At 70.9% G+C, this 17,408-nt stretch carries 23 protein-coding genes; 12 read left to right on the forward strand and 11 right to left on the reverse strand.

Features of this window, described 5'->3' with window-relative positions; all coding sequences use genetic code 11:
* Positions 1 to 87: 87 nt before the first annotated feature.
* From ACIOJE_RS27285 to ACIOJE_RS27325, 9 genes are all read right to left on the reverse strand, one after another.
* Complete coding sequence (locus tag ACIOJE_RS27285) at positions 88 to 684, reverse strand: hypothetical protein (protein ID WP_400779538.1); 597 nt, start codon at positions 682 to 684, stop codon at positions 88 to 90.
* A gap of 118 nt (positions 685 to 802) precedes the next feature.
* On the reverse strand, positions 803 to 1,060 hold the full coding sequence (locus ACIOJE_RS27290) for a hypothetical protein (protein ID WP_400779540.1): 258 nt from the start codon (positions 1,058 to 1,060) through the stop codon (positions 803 to 805).
* 128 nt (positions 1,061 to 1,188) lie between these two features.
* Entirely contained in the window at positions 1,189 to 1,464 is a 276-nt protein-coding gene (locus ACIOJE_RS27295; protein ID WP_400779542.1) for a hypothetical protein, read from the reverse strand.
* A gap of 109 nt (positions 1,465 to 1,573) precedes the next feature.
* Complete coding sequence (locus ACIOJE_RS27300) at positions 1,574 to 1,828, reverse strand: hypothetical protein (RefSeq protein ID WP_400779544.1); 255 nt, start codon at positions 1,826 to 1,828, stop codon at positions 1,574 to 1,576.
* Between the two features lie 249 nt (positions 1,829 to 2,077).
* A complete protein-coding gene (locus tag ACIOJE_RS27305; RefSeq protein ID WP_400779546.1) occupies positions 2,078 to 2,206 on the reverse strand; it encodes a hypothetical protein in 129 nt (42 codons plus the stop codon).
* Positions 2,207 to 2,211: 5 nt separating this feature from the next.
* Positions 2,212 to 2,625 (reverse strand): hypothetical protein, encoded by a 414-nt coding sequence (locus ACIOJE_RS27310; protein ID WP_400779548.1) that lies wholly within the window; start codon positions 2,623 to 2,625, stop codon positions 2,212 to 2,214.
* A 173-nt stretch (positions 2,626 to 2,798) separates the two neighbouring features.
* Positions 2,799 to 2,993, reverse strand: a complete 195-nt coding sequence (locus ACIOJE_RS27315; protein WP_400779550.1) for a hypothetical protein — start codon at positions 2,991 to 2,993, stop codon at positions 2,799 to 2,801.
* Positions 2,993 to 3,358, reverse strand: coding sequence for a hypothetical protein (locus ACIOJE_RS27320; RefSeq protein WP_400779552.1), 366 nt, complete (start codon positions 3,356 to 3,358; stop codon positions 2,993 to 2,995). Before ACIOJE_RS27320 ends, ACIOJE_RS27315 begins: the two co-directional genes overlap by 1 nt.
* 122 nt (positions 3,359 to 3,480) lie before the next feature.
* Complete coding sequence (locus ACIOJE_RS27325) at positions 3,481 to 4,068, reverse strand: hypothetical protein (protein ID WP_400779554.1); 588 nt, start codon at positions 4,066 to 4,068, stop codon at positions 3,481 to 3,483.
* A 359-nt stretch (positions 4,069 to 4,427) separates the two neighbouring features.
* Between ACIOJE_RS27325 and ACIOJE_RS27330 the strand changes: the two genes are divergently transcribed.
* The 6 genes from ACIOJE_RS27330 to ACIOJE_RS27355 all read left to right on the forward strand — a co-directional run bounded on the left by ACIOJE_RS27330 (position 4,428) and on the right by ACIOJE_RS27355 (position 10,598).
* Entirely contained in the window at positions 4,428 to 5,207 is a 780-nt protein-coding gene (locus tag ACIOJE_RS27330) for a GntR family transcriptional regulator (RefSeq protein ID WP_400779556.1), read from the forward strand.
* A complete protein-coding gene (locus ACIOJE_RS27335) occupies positions 5,204 to 5,743 on the forward strand; it encodes a GNAT family N-acetyltransferase (RefSeq protein ID WP_400779558.1) in 540 nt (179 codons plus the stop codon). Before ACIOJE_RS27330 ends, ACIOJE_RS27335 begins: the two co-directional genes overlap by 4 nt.
* 1,137 nt (positions 5,744 to 6,880) lie before the next feature.
* Positions 6,881 to 8,146, forward strand: coding sequence for a hypothetical protein (locus tag ACIOJE_RS27340; RefSeq protein WP_400779560.1), 1,266 nt, complete (start codon positions 6,881 to 6,883; stop codon positions 8,144 to 8,146).
* Positions 8,143 to 8,775 (forward strand): NAD(P)-dependent oxidoreductase, encoded by a 633-nt coding sequence (locus ACIOJE_RS27345; RefSeq protein WP_400779562.1) that lies wholly within the window; start codon positions 8,143 to 8,145, stop codon positions 8,773 to 8,775. The genes ACIOJE_RS27340 and ACIOJE_RS27345 overlap by 4 nt, the downstream gene beginning before the upstream one ends.
* Positions 8,772 to 9,620, forward strand: coding sequence for a DciA family protein (locus tag ACIOJE_RS27350; RefSeq protein ID WP_400779564.1), 849 nt, complete (start codon positions 8,772 to 8,774; stop codon positions 9,618 to 9,620). Before ACIOJE_RS27345 ends, ACIOJE_RS27350 begins: the two co-directional genes overlap by 4 nt.
* Positions 9,621 to 9,749: 129 nt before the next feature.
* Positions 9,750 to 10,598, forward strand: a complete 849-nt coding sequence (locus tag ACIOJE_RS27355) for a GIY-YIG nuclease family protein (RefSeq protein ID WP_400779566.1) — start codon at positions 9,750 to 9,752, stop codon at positions 10,596 to 10,598.
* Positions 10,599 to 10,697: 99 nt separating this feature from the next.
* Here ACIOJE_RS27355 and ACIOJE_RS27360 read toward each other — a convergent pair whose 3' ends face one another.
* Together ACIOJE_RS27360 and ACIOJE_RS27365 are read right to left on the reverse strand one after the other, a co-directional pair.
* Positions 10,698 to 11,033: a hypothetical protein gene (locus ACIOJE_RS27360; protein ID WP_400779568.1), complete on the reverse strand. Its 336-nt coding sequence runs from the start codon at positions 11,031 to 11,033 to the stop codon at positions 10,698 to 10,700.
* A 363-nt stretch (positions 11,034 to 11,396) separates the two neighbouring features.
* Positions 11,397 to 11,981 (reverse strand): hypothetical protein, encoded by a 585-nt coding sequence (locus ACIOJE_RS27365; protein WP_400779570.1) that lies wholly within the window; start codon positions 11,979 to 11,981, stop codon positions 11,397 to 11,399.
* Positions 11,982 to 12,543: 562 nt separating this feature from the next.
* On the opposite strand from ACIOJE_RS27365, the gene ACIOJE_RS27370 reads away from it, so the two are divergent.
* From ACIOJE_RS27370 to ACIOJE_RS27395, 6 genes are all read left to right on the forward strand, one after another.
* Positions 12,544 to 12,891, forward strand: coding sequence for a hypothetical protein (locus ACIOJE_RS27370; protein WP_400779572.1), 348 nt, complete (start codon positions 12,544 to 12,546; stop codon positions 12,889 to 12,891).
* Positions 12,891 to 13,715, forward strand: a complete 825-nt coding sequence (locus ACIOJE_RS27375) for a DciA family protein (RefSeq protein ID WP_400779574.1) — start codon at positions 12,891 to 12,893, stop codon at positions 13,713 to 13,715. Before ACIOJE_RS27370 ends, ACIOJE_RS27375 begins: the two co-directional genes overlap by 1 nt.
* A gap of 90 nt (positions 13,716 to 13,805) precedes the next feature.
* A complete protein-coding gene (dnaB, locus tag ACIOJE_RS27380; RefSeq protein WP_400779746.1) occupies positions 13,806 to 15,302 on the forward strand; it encodes a replicative DNA helicase in 1,497 nt (498 codons plus the stop codon).
* Between the two features lie 45 nt (positions 15,303 to 15,347).
* Positions 15,348 to 15,887 carry a hypothetical protein gene (locus tag ACIOJE_RS27385; RefSeq protein ID WP_400779576.1) on the forward strand — a complete coding sequence of 180 codons (540 nt, stop codon included), beginning with the start codon at positions 15,348 to 15,350 and terminating at the stop codon, positions 15,885 to 15,887.
* A 76-nt stretch (positions 15,888 to 15,963) separates the two neighbouring features.
* Positions 15,964 to 16,638 carry a hypothetical protein gene (locus ACIOJE_RS27390; RefSeq protein WP_400779578.1) on the forward strand — a complete coding sequence of 225 codons (675 nt, stop codon included), beginning with the start codon at positions 15,964 to 15,966 and terminating at the stop codon, positions 16,636 to 16,638.
* Between the two features lie 185 nt (positions 16,639 to 16,823).
* Positions 16,824 to 17,369 carry a hypothetical protein gene (locus ACIOJE_RS27395; protein ID WP_400779580.1) on the forward strand — a complete coding sequence of 182 codons (546 nt, stop codon included), beginning with the start codon at positions 16,824 to 16,826 and terminating at the stop codon, positions 17,367 to 17,369.
* The last annotated feature ends 39 nt before the right edge of the window (positions 17,370 to 17,408 follow it).

The following is a 17,408-nucleotide window of genomic DNA, read 5'->3' on the forward strand; positions in this document are numbered from 1 at the left end:
GGCGGCTCGGCGCGGCCTGCGGGCGGTACGTCGGGCGCCGGCTGCCGCCGCCGTCCATGCGGGCACGGCGGCGACAGGCGGTGCCGGTCAGGCGCGGGTGGAGGCGGTCTGGACGACGGCCAGGGCGAACTCGATCGCCTCGGCCCAGCCGCTCAGGACGGCGGGCTCGCCGGTGGCCTCCGCCGCCAGGCGGCGGCTGGTGAGCATGGCGAGGGCGGCCTCCGCGTTGCGGTGCACCTCGTCGGGGTAGACGAAGTCGGCCTCCAGCTCGGTGAGCAGTTGCTGGGTGCCGGTGCTGATGCGCGTCGCCAGCAGGCGCAGCGTCTGCGGGTCGAACGCGCCCTTGAACGGGCTGGGCCACAGGACGGTGGTGGTGGCCCGCAGCCGGGTCCGCTCGGCGAGCTCCTCGACCAGGGCGAGCAGGCCGGCGCGGCCCTGGGCCAGGTCCAGCTGCTCGTGCAGGTCGGCGATCCGGGCGGCCGGGGTGCACCGGCTGGGGCGCTGGGCGTCGTCGTGCGCGCGGTCGGCGTCGGTGACGGCGGCCTCGCAGGCCTTGCGGGCGGTGCGCCAGGCGAAGCGCCGGGCCGGGTCGTCCAGCCAGCGGCCCAGCTCCAGCAGCTGCGCCAGCGGGTCGGGGGAGTGCTCCGCGCCGAGGTGCGAGGCCATCCAGTTCGGCTTGCTCACGGGGGTCCTCCTATATAGGGGAGAGGGACGGGTGCGTCGGGCACCGTCGAACACCGCCGCGCCCCGGCACCCGGTGGTCCGGGGCGGAGCGCGGCGGCGAACGACAGCAACCGGCGGCTCAGAGCTGGTTGGGCCGGACGTCGAAGTGCACGACGACGCCGCCGCGCAGTTCGGGCTGGTTGCGCTCCAGGTCGGCGCGGACGGCGAGGTAGAAGTCGTAGGTGGTCCACCCGGCGGGCGGGGTGTGGGTGCCGGAGGTGGTGGCGGTGGCCATGCCGTACCCGTCCGGCTTCTGCAGGGTCAGGACGTAGAAGTGCGTGCCCTGCTCGGCGGCGGGGCGGCTGGACTGGGTGGCGGTGGTCGTGGTCTGGGACATCGGGGGACTCCTCGGTGAACCGGGCGGATGGGCGGTGCGTCGGGCACCGTCGAACACCGCCGCGCCCGGCCCTGACGGTGCGGGGCGGGGCGCGGCGGCGAACGACAACCGACCGACGCGGTCAGGCCTCACAGGCTCCGCAGTGCCATGCCGTCGGCGGTCACTGCAGCCTGCGCGAACCAGTCGCCGAGACCGGCCAGCATCGGCTCGGTCACGATGGCGCCGTCGGACAGCGCCATCCCGACGGCGCGGTCGAAACGCCTGCCGGAGACCATGCGGGCCACCAGCCGCATGGTCTCCGGCAGGCGCTGGAGGAGCTCGCGCTCCTCGTCGGTGACATCCAGGGGTCCGCGCTCCAGCGCGGCGACCAGCTTCTCCAGATCGGCGGAGTGGTCCTCGGCCATGACACGTCCTCTCGTCTCGTGGTGCGGTGCGTCGGGCACCGACGAACGCCGCCGCGCTCGGCCCGGTGTACGGGCGAGCGCGGCGGCGAACGACAGCGTCCGGCGGCGATCAGGCCAGGGCGGCGAGGCGCCGCAGCGCCTCGACCTGGTCGGGGTGGGCGGCCTCGTGCAAGGCGTGCCGCTGCTCCAGGAGCGCGCCACCGTCGGCCGGCTGCTCCAGGACCGGGTCGGCCCAGGCCGCGACGTCGCGGGCGTCGAGCTCGTCCATGTAGGCCACGTGCTCGGCCTGGTCGGCCTCCTCGTACGCGGCGTGCATCGCGGCCAGGTCGGCCTGCCAGGCGTCGTACTCCTCGGTCGTCATCACGGGTCGTTCCCCTCTCGTGTCGTGGCTGGTGCTGGCTACTGCTGCTGGCCGCCGGCCTTATCGGCCTTGGCGCGAGCGTGCATCTCGCGGGCCCGGCGGAGCAGCTCGTCCATCTGCCGCTGGGTCCAGGCCTGGTCCTCGGGGCTGCTCACCGGCCACCGCCGGCCGGGGTGGGCGGGGCCGGGGGCGCGGGCGGCTTGGTCGCGCCGCCGTTGCCGTTGGCGTACGCGCGGCAGACGTGGGTGATGGTCACTGCGGTCCTCCCTGCTGCTGGCGGAGCTGTTCGGCGAGCTGGCGCTCGGCGGCGTGCTGCGCCTCGATGCGGGCGAGCTGCTCCTGGATCTGGCGCTGCAGTTCGGCTGCGGCCTGATCGGTCATCGGGGTCAGCCGGCCAGGGGGAGGGTGCGGAGGTCGGCGACGGCGGAGGAGACGGTGGCCGGGAGCGGCCGGATGGTGCGGATCGCGGTGATCGGCTCGTCGGCGAGGTCGTCCAGGTCGATGACGACCTCGCGGATCGCGCGGCTGGCGGCCGCGGCCCGGGCGCGGACCCGGCGGACCTTGTCGCGGAGCAGGATGAGCAGGCCGTCCAGGCCGCGGGCGTCGTCGGGGTAGTGGCCGGTGGCGACGTCGTCCCAGACGGCGTCGGCCAGGTCCTCGTCGAGGTCGGCGGCGGCCGGGGTGATGTCGGCGAGCTGTTCGGCGGCGGCGGCGCGCAGTCGGCCGGCGTACCGCGTGTACAGGTCGTCGAGATCGGCGACGCTCGGCTGGGTGGCGGTGGGTGCCATCATGGTGTCCACGGTCGTGGTCCTCTCGTCCTCTGCGGGGTGGGTGGTGCGACCGGCTCGGCCCCGGGGATTGCGCCCCCGGGGCCTACTTGCTGCTCTGTGCTGCGTACGAGCAGCCACGGCCGCCGCCCACCCGAAGGTCCGGGTCGGCGGCGGCCGTGGTCGTTCGTCCTGCTGGTGGCGGGTCAGGCAGCGCGCCGCCCGCGCCGGGTCTCGTCCGGCCCGGGAGCGGCGCCGAGGTACTGCCCGATGAGGTATCCGGGGACGACGGCCGCACACTCGTGCCACGACGGCCGATCGCGTGCCGACAGGACGCGGGCCACACCCTGCTGCGCCCCGTCACGGGTGCGGGCCAGGTAGGCGATCAGGTGGGTACGCATCAGGCCGCCGCGCGCTGCGGGCGGGGGCTCTCGGCGGCGCGGCGCGAGCGGGGGAGCAGCTGGGTGCCGGTGCCGGGTGCGGTGTCGAGCCGGCCCGCGGGGGTCACCGGCGGGCCGTAGCGGAGGCGGTTCACCAGCAGGTCGGCGTTGCGGTCCAGGAGAGCCAGGACCTCGGTGAAGCTGAGGTTGTGGGAGGCGGTGAACTCTGCCGCGTGCAGCCACAGGTCGCCACACAGGTCCTCGGCGGTGTCGCTGGCGGTGTCCAGGCCGGCCTCGTCCAGCAGCTCCAGGACCAGGTCGCGCAGGCCGGTCGCGTACCAGGTGTAGGCCTCAGCGAGCTGCACGGCGGCGGGGGTGTCGGGCATCGAGGTCTCCTCGGGGGTGGTCTCGCTGGACGGGCTGATGTACGGGGCAAGACGACGGCCGCCGCCCACCCCGCGGATCGGGGTCGGCGGCGGCCGTGGTGGTTCGTGCTGCTGGTGGTGGGTCAGGCGGCGAGGCGACCCTTCCGCTTCCGGTGCTTCCGGGGCGGCTCGGTGGCCACGCCATCGGGCAGAGGCAGCGAGAAGATCGGGCTGCGCGCGCCGTACAGCGGCTGCACCCGCAGGGCGTCCGTGACGAGCACGCCGACGCGGACCGCCTCCCAGCCCTTGGCACGCTTCCTCGCGGCCGGCCTGGCGGACTCGGTGGGCTCGGCCGGACGGTCCTGCGCGATGTGGAGCACCGCCCGGGGCGCCGGGGCCTTGACCTTGCGCAGGACGGTGGTCGGCCGGCAGGCCGCGGTCTCGGTGAGGCCGTCCTCGATCCGCGTCACCCACCGGGCGAGCGTGAGGTCGATCTCGATGCGCTGGCCGCTGCCGGGGCAGCGGGTGTCGCGCTTGATCTGCTTGCCGTCGGCGTCGCGCAGGTCGCGGCCGAGGTCGGTGGAGCGGTGCGCCGGGATCATCGAGCGGGTGAGCTTGCGCCAGGTGCGGCAGTCGGTGCAGACCACGGTGACGGGCTCGCCGGGGTGGAGGGTGATGTTGGAGGCGGGGATCTGTGAGGCCTTCAGGACGGCCCTGCCGTTGTGACGCATTGGGATCTCCCTGGTCTCGGAAGCATCGGGGGGCGGTTGAGTTCTCCGACCGCCACGGCCGGAGGGGCCATGGAGAGCGGGCAGCGCAACCGCTGCGTAGGAACTGCCGTGGCCCGGCGGCGGGGGACCTCGTGGATCGTCAACCCCAGTGCCTTGGTGGGCCCCGGTCAGGTGGAGCTATGTGGTTTTTTCCGGGCACAAAGCACCCAGAGGAACTGGTGCAAGTTGCTTAGGTGGTACCTCTTGCGCAACTTGTCTGCACCAGCTGTAGAGTGATCGTGCACCAGCAGAGCGTCACTCGTCAAGCGATTGGACACGGCATGTATGAACCAGTTGCGCATGTAGGGCATGATGGCCCTATGAGAAAGCCGTTGTACCGCCAAGTCGCCGACGGATTGCGCTCGGAGATCGACGCTGGCGTATACCCGCCGGGTGCCTCCCTGCCGTCCGAACGCGAGCTGAGTATCCGGTTCGACGCCGCCCGCAACACCGTGCGGCAAGGCTTGAACGTCCTGGTCACCGAGGGTCTGATCGCTCCTAGCCAGGGACGCGGCTATGAGGTCCGCTCGCATGACCTCTTCACCCTGGACGCCTCACGGTTCGAGAACCTGACGCTGGGTGAAGACCAGGACGGCGACGCCTACTCGGACGAGGTGCGACGTGCAGGACGCCGGCCACACCAGGAGTTCCGCGTCGAGTTGCAGCCAGCCTCCGACGAGGTTGCCGCCCGATTGTCGGTCGACGTCACGTCGTCGACCATCCTCCGCTTCTGCCTCCGGTACGTGGACGGCGTCCCGTGGAGCACGCAGGCGACTCACTACCCGGCCTGGGTGGTGAGTGAGGCCCCACGGATCGCCGAACCGCAGGACATCGACGAGGGGACGACGAGGTACCTCAACGGCCTGGGTCTAGAGCAGATGCGTTACCACGACACGTGGTCGACCCGGATGCCAACGCCGACTGAGGCGCGCGAGTTGCAGGTCGGACCCGGGGTTCCAGTGCTGATCTGGTCGCGTACCGGCTTCACCAGCGCGGGCCGAGCCATCCGCAGCACGGTGACCACCTTCCGAGGCGACCTAAATCAGGTCACGTACGACATCGACACGCGCCACACGCCGCCAGGAGGCGACGCCCAGTGATCATCACTCAAGCCCGCCCGTCGGACCTCGCTCTACTTCTGGCGTTCCGTCGCGAGACGGCGCAGTGGCTTGCCGGTCAAGGAATCGACCAGTGGAGCAATCCCTTCCCCGAAGAGGTACTGCTCGCGAGCATCGAGGCTGGCACTGTTTTCGTGGTTCACGACCACGGCACCCCAGCCGCGACGGTCACGCTGGACAACAACCCGGAGCCCAACCTCTGGACCCCGGAGGAACTCGCGGAACCGTGCATGCACCTGCACAAGCTGACAGTCGCCCGAGCCTACGCCGGCCAAGGCCTTGGCGGCCGACTGCTCGACTGGGCTGGCGACCGAACAGCACGGGCCGGAGGTCAATGGGTTCGGATCAACGCGTGGACCACGAACGTCCAGCTACACCGCTTCTGGCTCAACCACGGCTACCACCACGTCCGGACCGTAAGTGGTGGCGGAATCGGAAACCAGGGGGTCTCCGGCTGGCTGGCACAGCGCGAGGCTCTTCGTACCGTTCACGGTCTCGACGACCGGACAGCGGGCTAGGAAGCAGGCGAGCATGTCGGCATTTCTGATCGTTGGCACATCAGATCGACACGGTGCGTTCGCCGCTACTCCGAGTGTTGGCCGCAGGGGTACGCTTGCCCCGACAGTGATCCAAAATGCACTTCGCCGTCCGGACCCGAGGGACCGGACGGCGTTCAAGTGGATCGGCGCCCCCTGCCAGGGGCCCGTCCCGGTCAGCCACGTAGGAGGTGGTGACGTGATGCAGGGTACCCGCAGTGGCACCCCCTCATACGCGCGGCACCCCGCCGTGGAGTCGACCGGGAGTTCCCGGGTCTCGCTCCGGCGGGGTGCCGTCGTCGTGTATGTGGCCGGCCACGGCGGCCCCCAAGGCGGGGGTGTTCCGTGACCTAGCCCTCGTCTGCAGCGCCTGACCGTTCCACGGGTCTAGCTCCGCTGGCCGCTCCCCGGACTTTCCACCCGGATCAACGCGGCCACCTGCTCCACCTCGCTCTCGGGCTTCCAAACCGTCGAGCGGGGCTCGCTGGAGATCGGCTTCCAACCGACCACCAGCTGCACTACCCAGTTGCACCACAACCGGCCCCTTTCCAAGGGCCACTCGCAGTACCCGGCTCCCTTGCCAGGAGCCGTTCGCAGTCGGGGCCCTTGCCGGGGCCTCGGCCGCACCCGAACGACAACCCACGACCCGCACGAGACGAGACCGAGAGGAGGCAGTTCGGCACCCCCCGGAGGGGGTCTTTCCAACACCCACGAGGGGTGCTTTTCACGAACACCCCCGAGGGGGCGCCGCTGCGTCCCCATGTAGCTGTAGGGAGCAACGCCATTTTGCAGCAGGTCAGGAGCCCGTTCCAGTCCCGCCGTGTCCCCGTGGCGGCGGGTGGTGTCCCCGGTTTGAGCTCGGAGGATGCCGGGAGGGAGGGGGGAGATCTCTCCTCCCCCCGTGCTGCCTTGGGTTCTGTCCAGGGACCGGTTCAGGGACCGGTTGTCGGAACGGCCGCCGCCAGACCTAGGTCTGTGATGGACATCACACGTTCGGGTGATGGTGTCGGGGGTGCCGTGGGCGGGCTTTCGGGTGTAGTTCCGGCCGCTCCACTGGTTCCCGGCCAACGCCAGGAGGTAGCCAGCACCGCAGTGGTCCCCGCGAAGAAGACCGCATGGGTGCCGGAGCAGCAGCACCTGGTGTCGGGGACGGCCGGGCGGATCGTGCTGGACGGCTACAGCTGGATGCAGGCGGTGCACTGGGTGCACGGTGCCGGTCTATACGTCCCACCGTCGCGTCGGCCGAAGTTCAGCGAGACGACGCTGCGGCTCGCACGGATCCTGTCGGAGCTAACTCCGTGCCGGCCGGGCATCGCCTTCCTGATGCGCGCGATGCAGTGCAGCCGGCGGACGGTGCAGTACCACCTGGAGATCCTGCGGGCGACGGGCCTGCTGGCCTGGCGCGCCGTCGGCACCAGGCTGCCGATGATGCCCGGTCAGGTCCGAGTGGACTGCCGCGCCAGCGAGTACGAGCGGCTGATCCCGCTCTCCTACGACCAGGCGCTCGGGATCCGCACGGCGGGCGAGGGTCTGGAGCGGCGGATGACCGGTATCTCGGAGGAGGGTCGGAGCCTGATCGCGCAGCTCGGGCAGAAAGCTGCGAAGAAGCTCCGCCGCCCCCGCCGTACTGCTCGGCACCGCCGCTCCGGACAGCCCGTCAGCACCTCGCGTTGCACCCCAATGGGGGGTGGTACCACCCACTACGTCGGCTCTTCCTCTATGGGTGATCAAAAAACTACGGGCGCGGCCCGTGACACGAGCTCGATCACCAGGAGGAAGCAGGCGGGCAGGCCTGCCGGGGAGCGGCGCCGGACGGTGCTCGGGCAGGTCGTCACGGCCGCGATGATGGCAGCCGGCGACCAGCTCGCCCGGGTCGCGTACCGGCGGGTGCCGTGGGTACGCCAGGCCAGCCACGACCAGCTGCGCTGGGTCCTCAACGACGTCGTGGCACGCGGCTGGAGCGAGGGCCGGGTCATGGCCTGGCTGGGTGAGATCGCAGGTCAGTACGGGTGCGCCGGCCTGCTGTGGCGTCCCGAGCGGCCTCACTCCCTGATCGCCCACGCCCTGCGCCAGGACGTCAAGCAGGACCGGCACGACCAGCAGGTGGCAGCGAACGCGGCTGCCCGGGTCGAGGACACCACCGTGGCCGCGGTGCGCGAGCAAACCGGTGAGCTGAAGTTCCTGGCCGGCCTGTTCGGCGCGGCCGCCGCCAGCACACCGGCAACCAGGCAGGACCTGCTCCAAGCCGCCTACATGCCCGCAGCCACGCTCGCCCAGATGGAAGCCGCCGGCGACGAGGCCTTCGGGCGCTTCGGCGCCGACCTGGTCGCCCAGTACGCCTCCCTCGCCGCCAACCCGAACATCCAGCTCGGAGTGACCCGATGACCGACGACCTGCGCGCCGCACTCCAGCGGGAGTTTCCCTGGTGGGGGATGGTCGCCCCCAAGCTGGCGCCCCACACCGTGCCCGTCTACGACCGCGAGACCCGCAAGCTGGTGCTGCTGTGCAGCACCCCGGCCCACCTGACCATGGTCAAGCTGGTCGGCCGGTCCCTGCTCACCAAGCTCAACCGGCTCGACGGCGCACCCGAGGTCGCGGGCTTCCACGCGAAGGTCGTCTCCGCCCGCGTCGTCGTCACCGGCCCGCCCACCTGGAGCGACCCGCAGCTGGTCGAGGACGTGCTGCTGGAGACCTGGCACGACATCGTCCAGGACCGCGGCCCGCTCCACCTGCTGGCCGTACGCCACGTCGAGGCCGCCGGAGAGATCGGCGACCTGGCCCGCCGCTGGGCCGAGGCCAACGGCCAGCCGACCGAACCGGTCTACCGCGAAGGGCTCTGCGACTGCCCCGTCCCCGACCACCACCACCCGCCGCTCACCGACGAGGAACTGATCGCCCGGCTTATCACGGACGCCGACCTGGTCCTCGCCTTCATCGACAACCGTGCCCTGGACGAGCAGATCGCCGACGCCGCCGAGCACGCCCGCATCCCCGTCAGGAGGTTCACCGCATGACCAGCACCACCAAGGAGACCGCCGGCGCCGACCTCGCCCGCACCGCGCTGCGCGCCGCCCGCCGCACCGCCCGCCTCAACGGCACCGCCCCCGCGAAGAAGATCCCGCCCACCCGCCAGCAGATCGCACGCGCCGGCCGGGACGCCCGCGAACCCTCCACCATCGCCCTCGTCATGCCCGCCATGGCCTCCGCCCAGGGCTGGGCCCTCGGCACCGCCCAGGGCACCATGCGCAACAACTGGGCCCAGCTTGTCGGCACCGACGCCGCCCTCCACTGGTTCCCGGCCGGCTTCAACCCGGACACCCGCACCCTGCACATCACCTGCGACTCCCCGGCCTGGACCACCAAACTCCGCCTCGAGCAACGCCAGCTCCTCGCCAAGCTCAACCACGCCCGGCCCGACACCGTCCGCGCCATTGACATCCGTGTCGGAGCCATCTCCCCGACCGAAGCCGGTGAGGCCAGCGAGGCCGCCGGAGCCGGCCAGCTGCAGGCCAGCCGGGCCTGGGCACCCAACGGTCCGGCCGTCGCCGACAACCCGACCTACCAGCAGCTCCGCCGACAGATGCGTGACCAGGCCGTTGCCCGCCAGGTCACGCTCGACGAGGCCACCGCCGACCGTGACAAGTGGTTCCGCGGGCACCGAGGCTGGCTGCGCGAGCCTGAGGGAACCCTGCCCACCACCGCCGAAGACATCCGACACCAAGAAGCCGCCGACCGCGTCCACGCCCGTGATCGGCTCGCCCGCCACCACGCCGCCCTCGCAGCCGCCCGCGCCACCCGGACCGGGGCGCTCTTGCTGCGCACCGCCGGCCCGACCCCGAGGCGGGCTGGAGCAGCATGAGCTGCAGTTGCCCTCGCTCGTTCGGGGAAAGGCGGGACAACCGTGTGGCGGTGGCGGCAGAGTGACCGCGACCAACCCGTTCGTCGGCCCCAACCGGGCCGCGCCAGATCAGCAGCGAGGTGGATGCGCGTGAACGAACAGGACGTCGCAGAGACGACTCCATCAATGAAGCGGATCGTCTACGCGATCGGCAGCAGCTCCTCGCCGCTGGTGAAAATCGGAATCACGAAGAATTTGTCGCGGCGGCTGCTGCAGATTCGCACGATGTCCCCGTTGCTCCTGTCGGTCATCTGGCAGCACGAGACGGAAGATCTACAGCTCGAGAACAAGCTCCACCGGCACTTCGCCGACCGCAGGAAGCACGGCGAATGGTTCGACCTCAGCGGTCTCGCAGCAGGCCAGGCCCTGGACGGCGCGGTCCTCCACCTGGAGGCCAGCCTGCCTGTGCAGCAGTCCGACGAACCAATGGAGCACCCCGTAGCGCCGGGCCTCGACAGCAATTCCCCAGACTGCAACTGCGGCCACTCCGTCCTGCGGCACTCGGGGCCGAACGTCAGAAACGACCCGCCGTACCTTTGCGCGGCAACCGTCGAATACGGGTTCGACTGTATTTGCATGGGATACGACCCGGAGCCGATGACCATGGAAAAGTGGCGCGAAACCGGAATTCGGGCAGACTACGCGGTCTGCCATCCGGCCTTCTTCCCCAAGGAAATCCGGCTCGCCTCACCACTGCGTCCGGCGCTGGCCCGCCTCATGCTGGGTGATCCGAGCGCCTACCCCGAGGGCCGCACGCTCGTCCTGCGGGACCTCGGCCTCTACCTCACCGCCCTCAACCTGGTCGAGGCCAACGGCTCGACGAGCGCAACCGAAGTCGCCGAGGCGATCGGCGGGCGTCTGCCCATCGAGGCCGTCCAAGCCGAGCTGGACGCCCTCCTCGAGCAGGACCTGCTGTGCCCGGCCCCGAATCCGAGCTGACGAGCGCCCGAACCGTCGGTGGTGGTGCGGGTGGCCCGCTGCGCGGGGACAAGCCGAACCCTCATGGCATCGACCTGCCGGTCCCCTCGTCTGCCGGCCCTACACCTGCTTGGCGGACCGTGGCCCGAAGCGGCGGGGAAGACTGCGGATCCGGTGCAGGAGAAGCGCAGCATGGGAACCGGTCCCGCCTTCCTTGCCGTCCTCATCGGCCTCAAATCCGCCGTGGACCAGGTCTCCGAGAATCACCGGCTGGAAGACGAAGCAGCCCTCGCAGACGTCCAGCGCCTTGCTCTGGCTGCCCCCGAACAGAACCGCGACTTTCACTGCAAACTGCAGGTTGGCAATCTCTTCCTGGCAGAGGTCGCACCGATGACAGAAGCGGACATGCTCACACGGTGATGAGCACGCCGCACAGGGATGCGCTTCCATCGTCATGCCACGCACCGTAGTGGTAGGCGGCCTTCACCTACAGCCGGCCGTCAATCGACCTGAGGCTCCTTCACCGCCAGGAATGACCTGGGGCGACGTGCGGCAGCCGGTGTGGACGGCCGCCCCGGGCACACGAGGGCTGACCGACCGGGCACCTTGCCCACGCATACCGCCGCGAGGCCGACCCGGGCACGCGAGGGCTGACCGAGAGACCGTCTGGCCACAATGGTGGTGGTGAGTCCGACCTGGGCACGCGAGGGCTGACTGTTGAGGAGTTCTCCGATCTCAACGATCTCGCTGTCCGACTCGAGCAGGCGAGGACTGACCGCTGACTGGTGCTTGCAGCGCAGCTGGCGGTCCCTTGCGGCTTCAGCGCGAAGCCGCGTACGACTCGGCTTCGTCGGGCGGAAGGATGACCGGCGCGCCGAGCTGTGCAAGCTGAGCCTTCTTGGCCTGCTTGAAGAAGTTCCTGTCGGACGTGACGTAGACGTCTGCGCCCGCGCGGATGTGGGTGTGCAGTCCGAGGCCGTCCAGCCGGTAGTTCCGCCACTTCCGTTCGGCCTTGTCCTTCTGTTCCTCGGTCAGGGATTCAGGTACCGCCCGGTCGTACTCGAAGGCGAAGCTGGGGAACAGGACCTGGTGGATCCGGCGCAGCTCGGCATCACTCGACTCCTCCGGCCATTCAGCCCAGTCGAAGTAGACCAAGTCGAAGATCGCAACCGGCTTAAGGATGCTGAGGCAGCTCAGGCCCACGGCCCTCAGCCTTGACTGGAAGATCTCGAAGCTTGGCGGGGCGGTGCCGTCGCGCTGAGACTCCGCTGCAGTCGTCGCCGCGAGTCGAACGGTGGCCGACCCGCGGGTGTGCCGGTCGAGTAGAGCGAGCACCCCGGATGCCGCAGGCCGGCCTTCTTCTAGCGCTATGAGGCAGTTGGTGTCCAAGGTGAAGCTCAGCATGCGGTCCCCACAGTTGTAATCGATGGGACCCAGCATTTCGGGCGTCCGATGACCGGTCAATCTCCGGTGAGAACGGACCGACCCCGACGGCGGTGTCCCGGGACGTCGCGGGGCCTGGGACACCAGGAGGGCCCCTTCGGGCGGCCCCGGGACGGGCCGCCACGGTGAGAGCCCGCCGCCCGGCGGGACGGTGGTGCCCGCGCCGCAGGCCCCGGCCAACGTACCGGCCACCTCCACCGCCGACGGCGCCCCATAAGCGCCGAATGTTCACCAGGTCCTGCGCCTGGTGCCGGACCTGGTGGACCGGATGAACCGCTGGGGCAGCGGGAGGTGGCCCGGGCAATCGGTCAGGCGATCCGTGAGGTCGGCGGCGACGTCGAGCGCATCCAGCGGCTCGAGCGCTGGTACGTCTTGGATCGCGACGAGATCCGTGACGCCTGGCTCGCCGCCCCGGGACGCAACCGCGGCCTGCCCCGGCGCGGCTGCCACCTGCCCAGCTGCGAGTCCGGCACGGACGTGGAGCTCGGCGGTGAGTGCCAGACCTGCGCGTACCACATCGAGGGTGCCCAGCACCGGCACGCGATGCGCCGCCAGGCCAAGCGGGGCCCGCACCGAGTCCGGCACCACCTCGGCCCCGGTGACGGCGGACGCCCTCGGCCTCGTCGACCAGGTCGAGCAGCAGCGCCCGGCGTACTGCGACCGGCACGTGCGGGCCGTACTGCCGTGCGGCCTGTGCGCGCCGCTGCTGGACCAGCCCGCCGTGCTCGAGGTCCCCCGGGCGATCCGCGGCACCGAACTGCGCCCGGTCACGGTGCCGGCCTGGATGACCGAGGACCACTCCGAGGGCATCGCCTTCCGCGAGCAGTTGGCCGCCCGCCGCCGTGAGCGTGCACTCGCCGGGAGCCGCTGATGACCGCGACCACCGGTGCCGATCTGGCCCGCATCGCCCTGCGCGCTGCCCGCCAGGCCGCCCGCACCAGCGGCAATGCCCCCGCTCAGCGCACCCGCACCGTCCGGCCGGCCGCGCCGCGCGACCGCGGGCCGCGTGAGCCGATGCCGGTCGCGGACGTGTTCCTCGCCCTGGTCGCCGCCCACGGCTGGACGCTCGGCACCGCCGGCGGAGGCCTGCGCGACCGCTGGCCCTCGATCGTCGGCCCCGACGCCGCCGCCCACTGGCACCTCGCCGGCTACGACCCGACCACCCGCCGCCTGCGCGTGGTCGCCGACTCCCCGACCCGGGCCGCCCAACTGCGCTACGAGACCCGCCGCGTCCTCGCCGCCCTCGACCAGCTGCGCCCCGGCACCGTGATGGCCATCGACGTCCGCGTCGGCCCCGCCCCGGTGGCGCAGCACGATCAGGACCCCGACGACCGGCCCACCCGACCCGATGTCCGGACCACCACGCAGCCGGCCCGGCCCCCGCTCGCCGAGCACCACGCCTACCAGGAGCTGCGCCGCCAGATGCGCGAGGCCGCCGCCGCCCGCCAGACCGCCCTCGACGAGGCCGCTGCCGAACGGGAAGCCATCCTGCGCCGGCACTACAACCGGCTGCGCGAACCCGAGACCACACACCGCCCCACGCCCGACGAGCGCGTCCAGACCGCGGACAGCGCCCGGGCCCAGGAACAGCGCGAGCGACACCGTGCCGCGCTCGCCGTCGCCCGTGCCTACCGGGCCGGAGCGATCCCCCTGCAGCCGGCACGGACGGTCCCGCCGCGCGCGGGGGCCGCGTAAGCCCTGCACCAGGGCCTCGGCAGACGCCGGGTCCATCGTGCCCGATCGATCCGCGCCGATGTCGCCATTCACCAGACACAGCGCCACCGGATCAGCGATCCTTTCGCGCATGCCGGGTACAGGGGACAGCCCCGGCAGAAACCCGACGGGGAGAACCAGAAGTTGAGCGAGAACGAGCTGGCTCCGGAGCCGGCCAGCGTCATCTTCGATGTGCCGCACGACCTGGCCGCAGAGCAGACCGTCCTCGGCGCGATGATGCGCTCCAAGGACTTCATCGCCGACGTCGTCGAGACGATCCAACCAGCCGACTACTACCGGCCCGCGCACGAACTGATCCACAGCGCGATCCTCAGCCTGTATGCGGCGGGCGAGCCCGCCGACCCGATCACCACCGCCGCCGAACTCGCCAAACGCGGCGAACTCGCCCGGTGCGGAGGTGCCACCTACCTGCACTCCCTGGTCAACGGCGTCAGGAGCATCGCCGCCGCAGGCTCGATGCTCGACCATGTCCGCGAGACCGCGCTGCGTCGCCGACTCATCGAGACCGCCCTGCGGATCGACCAGCTCGCGCACAGCGAAGCCCCGATCGACCATGTCCTCGCGGACTGCATGGCGGAGATCCTCGCCGTCACCAGCCAACAGCCGGCCGTGGACAGCCTCGCCGACGTCATGGAGGGCACCCTCGACGAGATCGAAGCCATCGGCACCTCCCAGACCATCCTCGGGGTGCCAACCGGCTTCGAGGACCTGGACAAGCTGACCAACGGCCTACGCCCCGGGCAGCTCATCGTGATCGCCTCCCGCCCAGCCATGGGCAAGAGCACCCTCGCCCTGGACATCCTGCGCAGCAGCGCCATCCACCACGGCCTGCCCGCCGTCCTGTTCAGCACCGAGACCGGCCGCAACGAGGTCGCCATGCGGCTGCTCAGCGCCGAGGCCCGGGTGCCGCTCCACCACATGCGCTCGGGCAACATGACCAACGACGGCTGGACACGGCTCGCCCGGCGCATGCCAGACGTCTCCGAAGCCCTGCTGTTCATCGACGACGCCCCGAAACTGACGCTCACCGAGATCCGCTCGAAGTGCCGCCGGCTCAAGCAGCGCAACGACATCAAGCTGGCCGTCATCGACTACGTCCAGCTCCTCGACTACGGGCACCGCCGCTTCCAGAGCCGCTACGAGGAGATCAACGAGATCTCCCGGCACCTGAAGATCCTCGCCCGCGAACTCGAGATCCCGATCATCGCGCTGTCCCAGCTCAACCGGGGAATCGAGCACCGCACCGACAAGCGCCCACAGCTGTTCGACCTTCGGGACTCCGGCACCCTCGAAGACGACGCCGACCTGGTTATCCTCCTGCACCGGGAAGACGCCTACGAGAAGGAATCCCCCAGAGCCGGCGAGGCCGACCTGATCGTCGCCAAGCACCGCGCAGGCCCCACGGCCACCATCACCGTCGCCTTCCAGGGCCACTACTCCCGCTTCGTCGATTTCAGCCCGGGCACACCGGTGCCGCACCAGCAGCCGGCCGTGCCCGGGAACGACGAGGCGACCACCTCCGCGCAGCCCGAGCCAGCCGGAGAATAACGAACCGCCGCCCTGCGGCGGCGGATCACCAACGAGGGGATCACCATGCTCACGAACTACCACTACGACGACGGCCACGAGCTCCGCCAGGAGTACATCCGGCGGGAGCTGAACTGCCCGGAGGACTGTGCGTTGTCGGAGCTGACGGTCGACCACGCCCTGCAGTTCGCCGCCGTCACCGCCGCCCAGCCCACTGTCCACGCCGCCAACCAGCGGCTTCTGGCCCTCTTCGCCGCGCTGCCCACTCCGAAGGACGACCCCGAGTTCTGGCGGGCCTTCGGGTCCGCAGCGGGCAACGGCTACTTCCTGCTGGGCAACCTCCAGAACTCCGTGCGCCTCACCTACGCTCACACCACCGAGACGGCGCTCGCCGGGCTCCTGCTCTCCGGGTTCGACGAGGTGCCCGACGACCGGCGGGAGGCCCTCGCCAAGCTCGTCGGCGAGCGGCTCGGTGTGGGTGCCCAAGCCGGGCACCTGTGGATCGCCGCCGTCGAACAGGCCGCGCTGTCGGCGGTGGTCGCCTCGCAGCTCCCCAGGAACACCGAGCAGGTGGAGGACTTCCGCGACGGCTGGCGCCTGAACTGAACCGCCCGGTGGTGGCCCTGCCTGTGCGGGGCCACCACCCCACCGTGCCCCGCCGTTGTGACAGAAGGAGACGGCCATGTCGGAGTTCCCGAGCAAGGACCAGCTCAGCGTGCTGAGCAAGCTGGAACTGGAGGCCCTGGCCACGATAAACGAGGCGGTCGGCGACCTCGCACACGAGTGGCATTCGGCGATCGCGGTCGAGCGCCGGGCCCGTTCGCTGGGCGACAGCGCCGAGCGCCGACTCGACGGGGCGTCATTCAACTCCCACGCGCAAGCGCTGAGCGGGCTCTACCACCACGCGTTCGTGTACGGGCGGGGAGTCGAGGCACTGCTGTGGCGGTACGCCAGCGCAGGCGCGGCCTTGGGCATCACCATGCTGGATCGCGTGGCCACCGGGAAGCCTCCGCTGGACCAGGAGAGCCTCAAGCGGCTGTGCGAGGAACCGACCCTGGCCGAGCTGGAGGCGCTGCTCAGGGTTCCGGTCGACCAGCTGCTGGGCGCCCGCGACGCCGACGCGCTCGCCCGAGCGAACGAGCGCCGTCAGCGGCTGCTCGACGGCGTAGAGGTGGCGTACGGAATTCTCACCGACGACATGATCGAGGAGCGGCTCGACCGGTCGACGGCGGCAGGGTCCCAGCTGTCCGTTGCCGCGATCGAGGGCTGCGACGCCCCTTGGATCGCGCTGCTCGACGGCGTCCTCGCGATGGCGACTCAGATGCCGTACGAGATCGCCTTCGCCACCCGCACCTGAGAGCAGCCCGAGGAAGATGGCCGGGCCCCTAGAAACCGCTCGAATCGCGAGGGGCCCGGGCATCAGCGTACGTTCGCACCCTCCCGTCCCTCGCCGCCGGCGAACCCGCCGAACTGGGCCCCGCTCCCACCCCCGCTCGCTACGGTGACCTCGGGGACGAAAGCAGAGGCACGGGGAGGCCGGTCGTGCAGATCATCATCGACACCACGCAGAGCACCTTCGAAGAGGCCATGGCCGTGGTCCGCGCCGCCTACGGCCTCGGGGACCTCCAGGAGCCCCCAGGCGTATCCGTGAACGGGACGTCGGCACAGGCCGTGTGGAGCCACCACGGTGGCTGGTTCATCCAGCACTGGGACACGGAGATGCTGCACCGCTGGGTGGAACTGCTGCGCAACACCGAGCAGCTTGCCGCGGCCTGGCGGATCTGCAGTACGCCCGGCGCCTGGGTCACCAACCCGCAGCTCGCCGAATTCGTTCTCCCGGCAGACCCGCAAGGCCGCGGCCCGGTGAGGGCCCGCGCGGCGGTGCAGGTGATGGCCAACCTCGGCCGTCGCGAGATCGGGAGCCCCGGCGGCATGCCATTCGACAAGCAGGACAAGGGCCGCAGCGCCTATAAGGCGGCCAAGCCGGTCGCCGACATCGTGCTGGAGCAGATCCGGCGGTCCGCACTGTACGAGCGCCTGCTGGAGGAGTACCCGGCCGTCGGGGAGCAGGCCGAAGCCGGCGAGTAGCAGTCGTCGGAGCCACGCGAGGGGAGCGAGCGCCGGCCT

The organism is Kitasatospora sp. NPDC087861, assembly GCF_044742585.1.
Taxonomy (GTDB): domain Bacteria; phylum Actinomycetota; class Actinomycetes; order Streptomycetales; family Streptomycetaceae; genus Kitasatospora.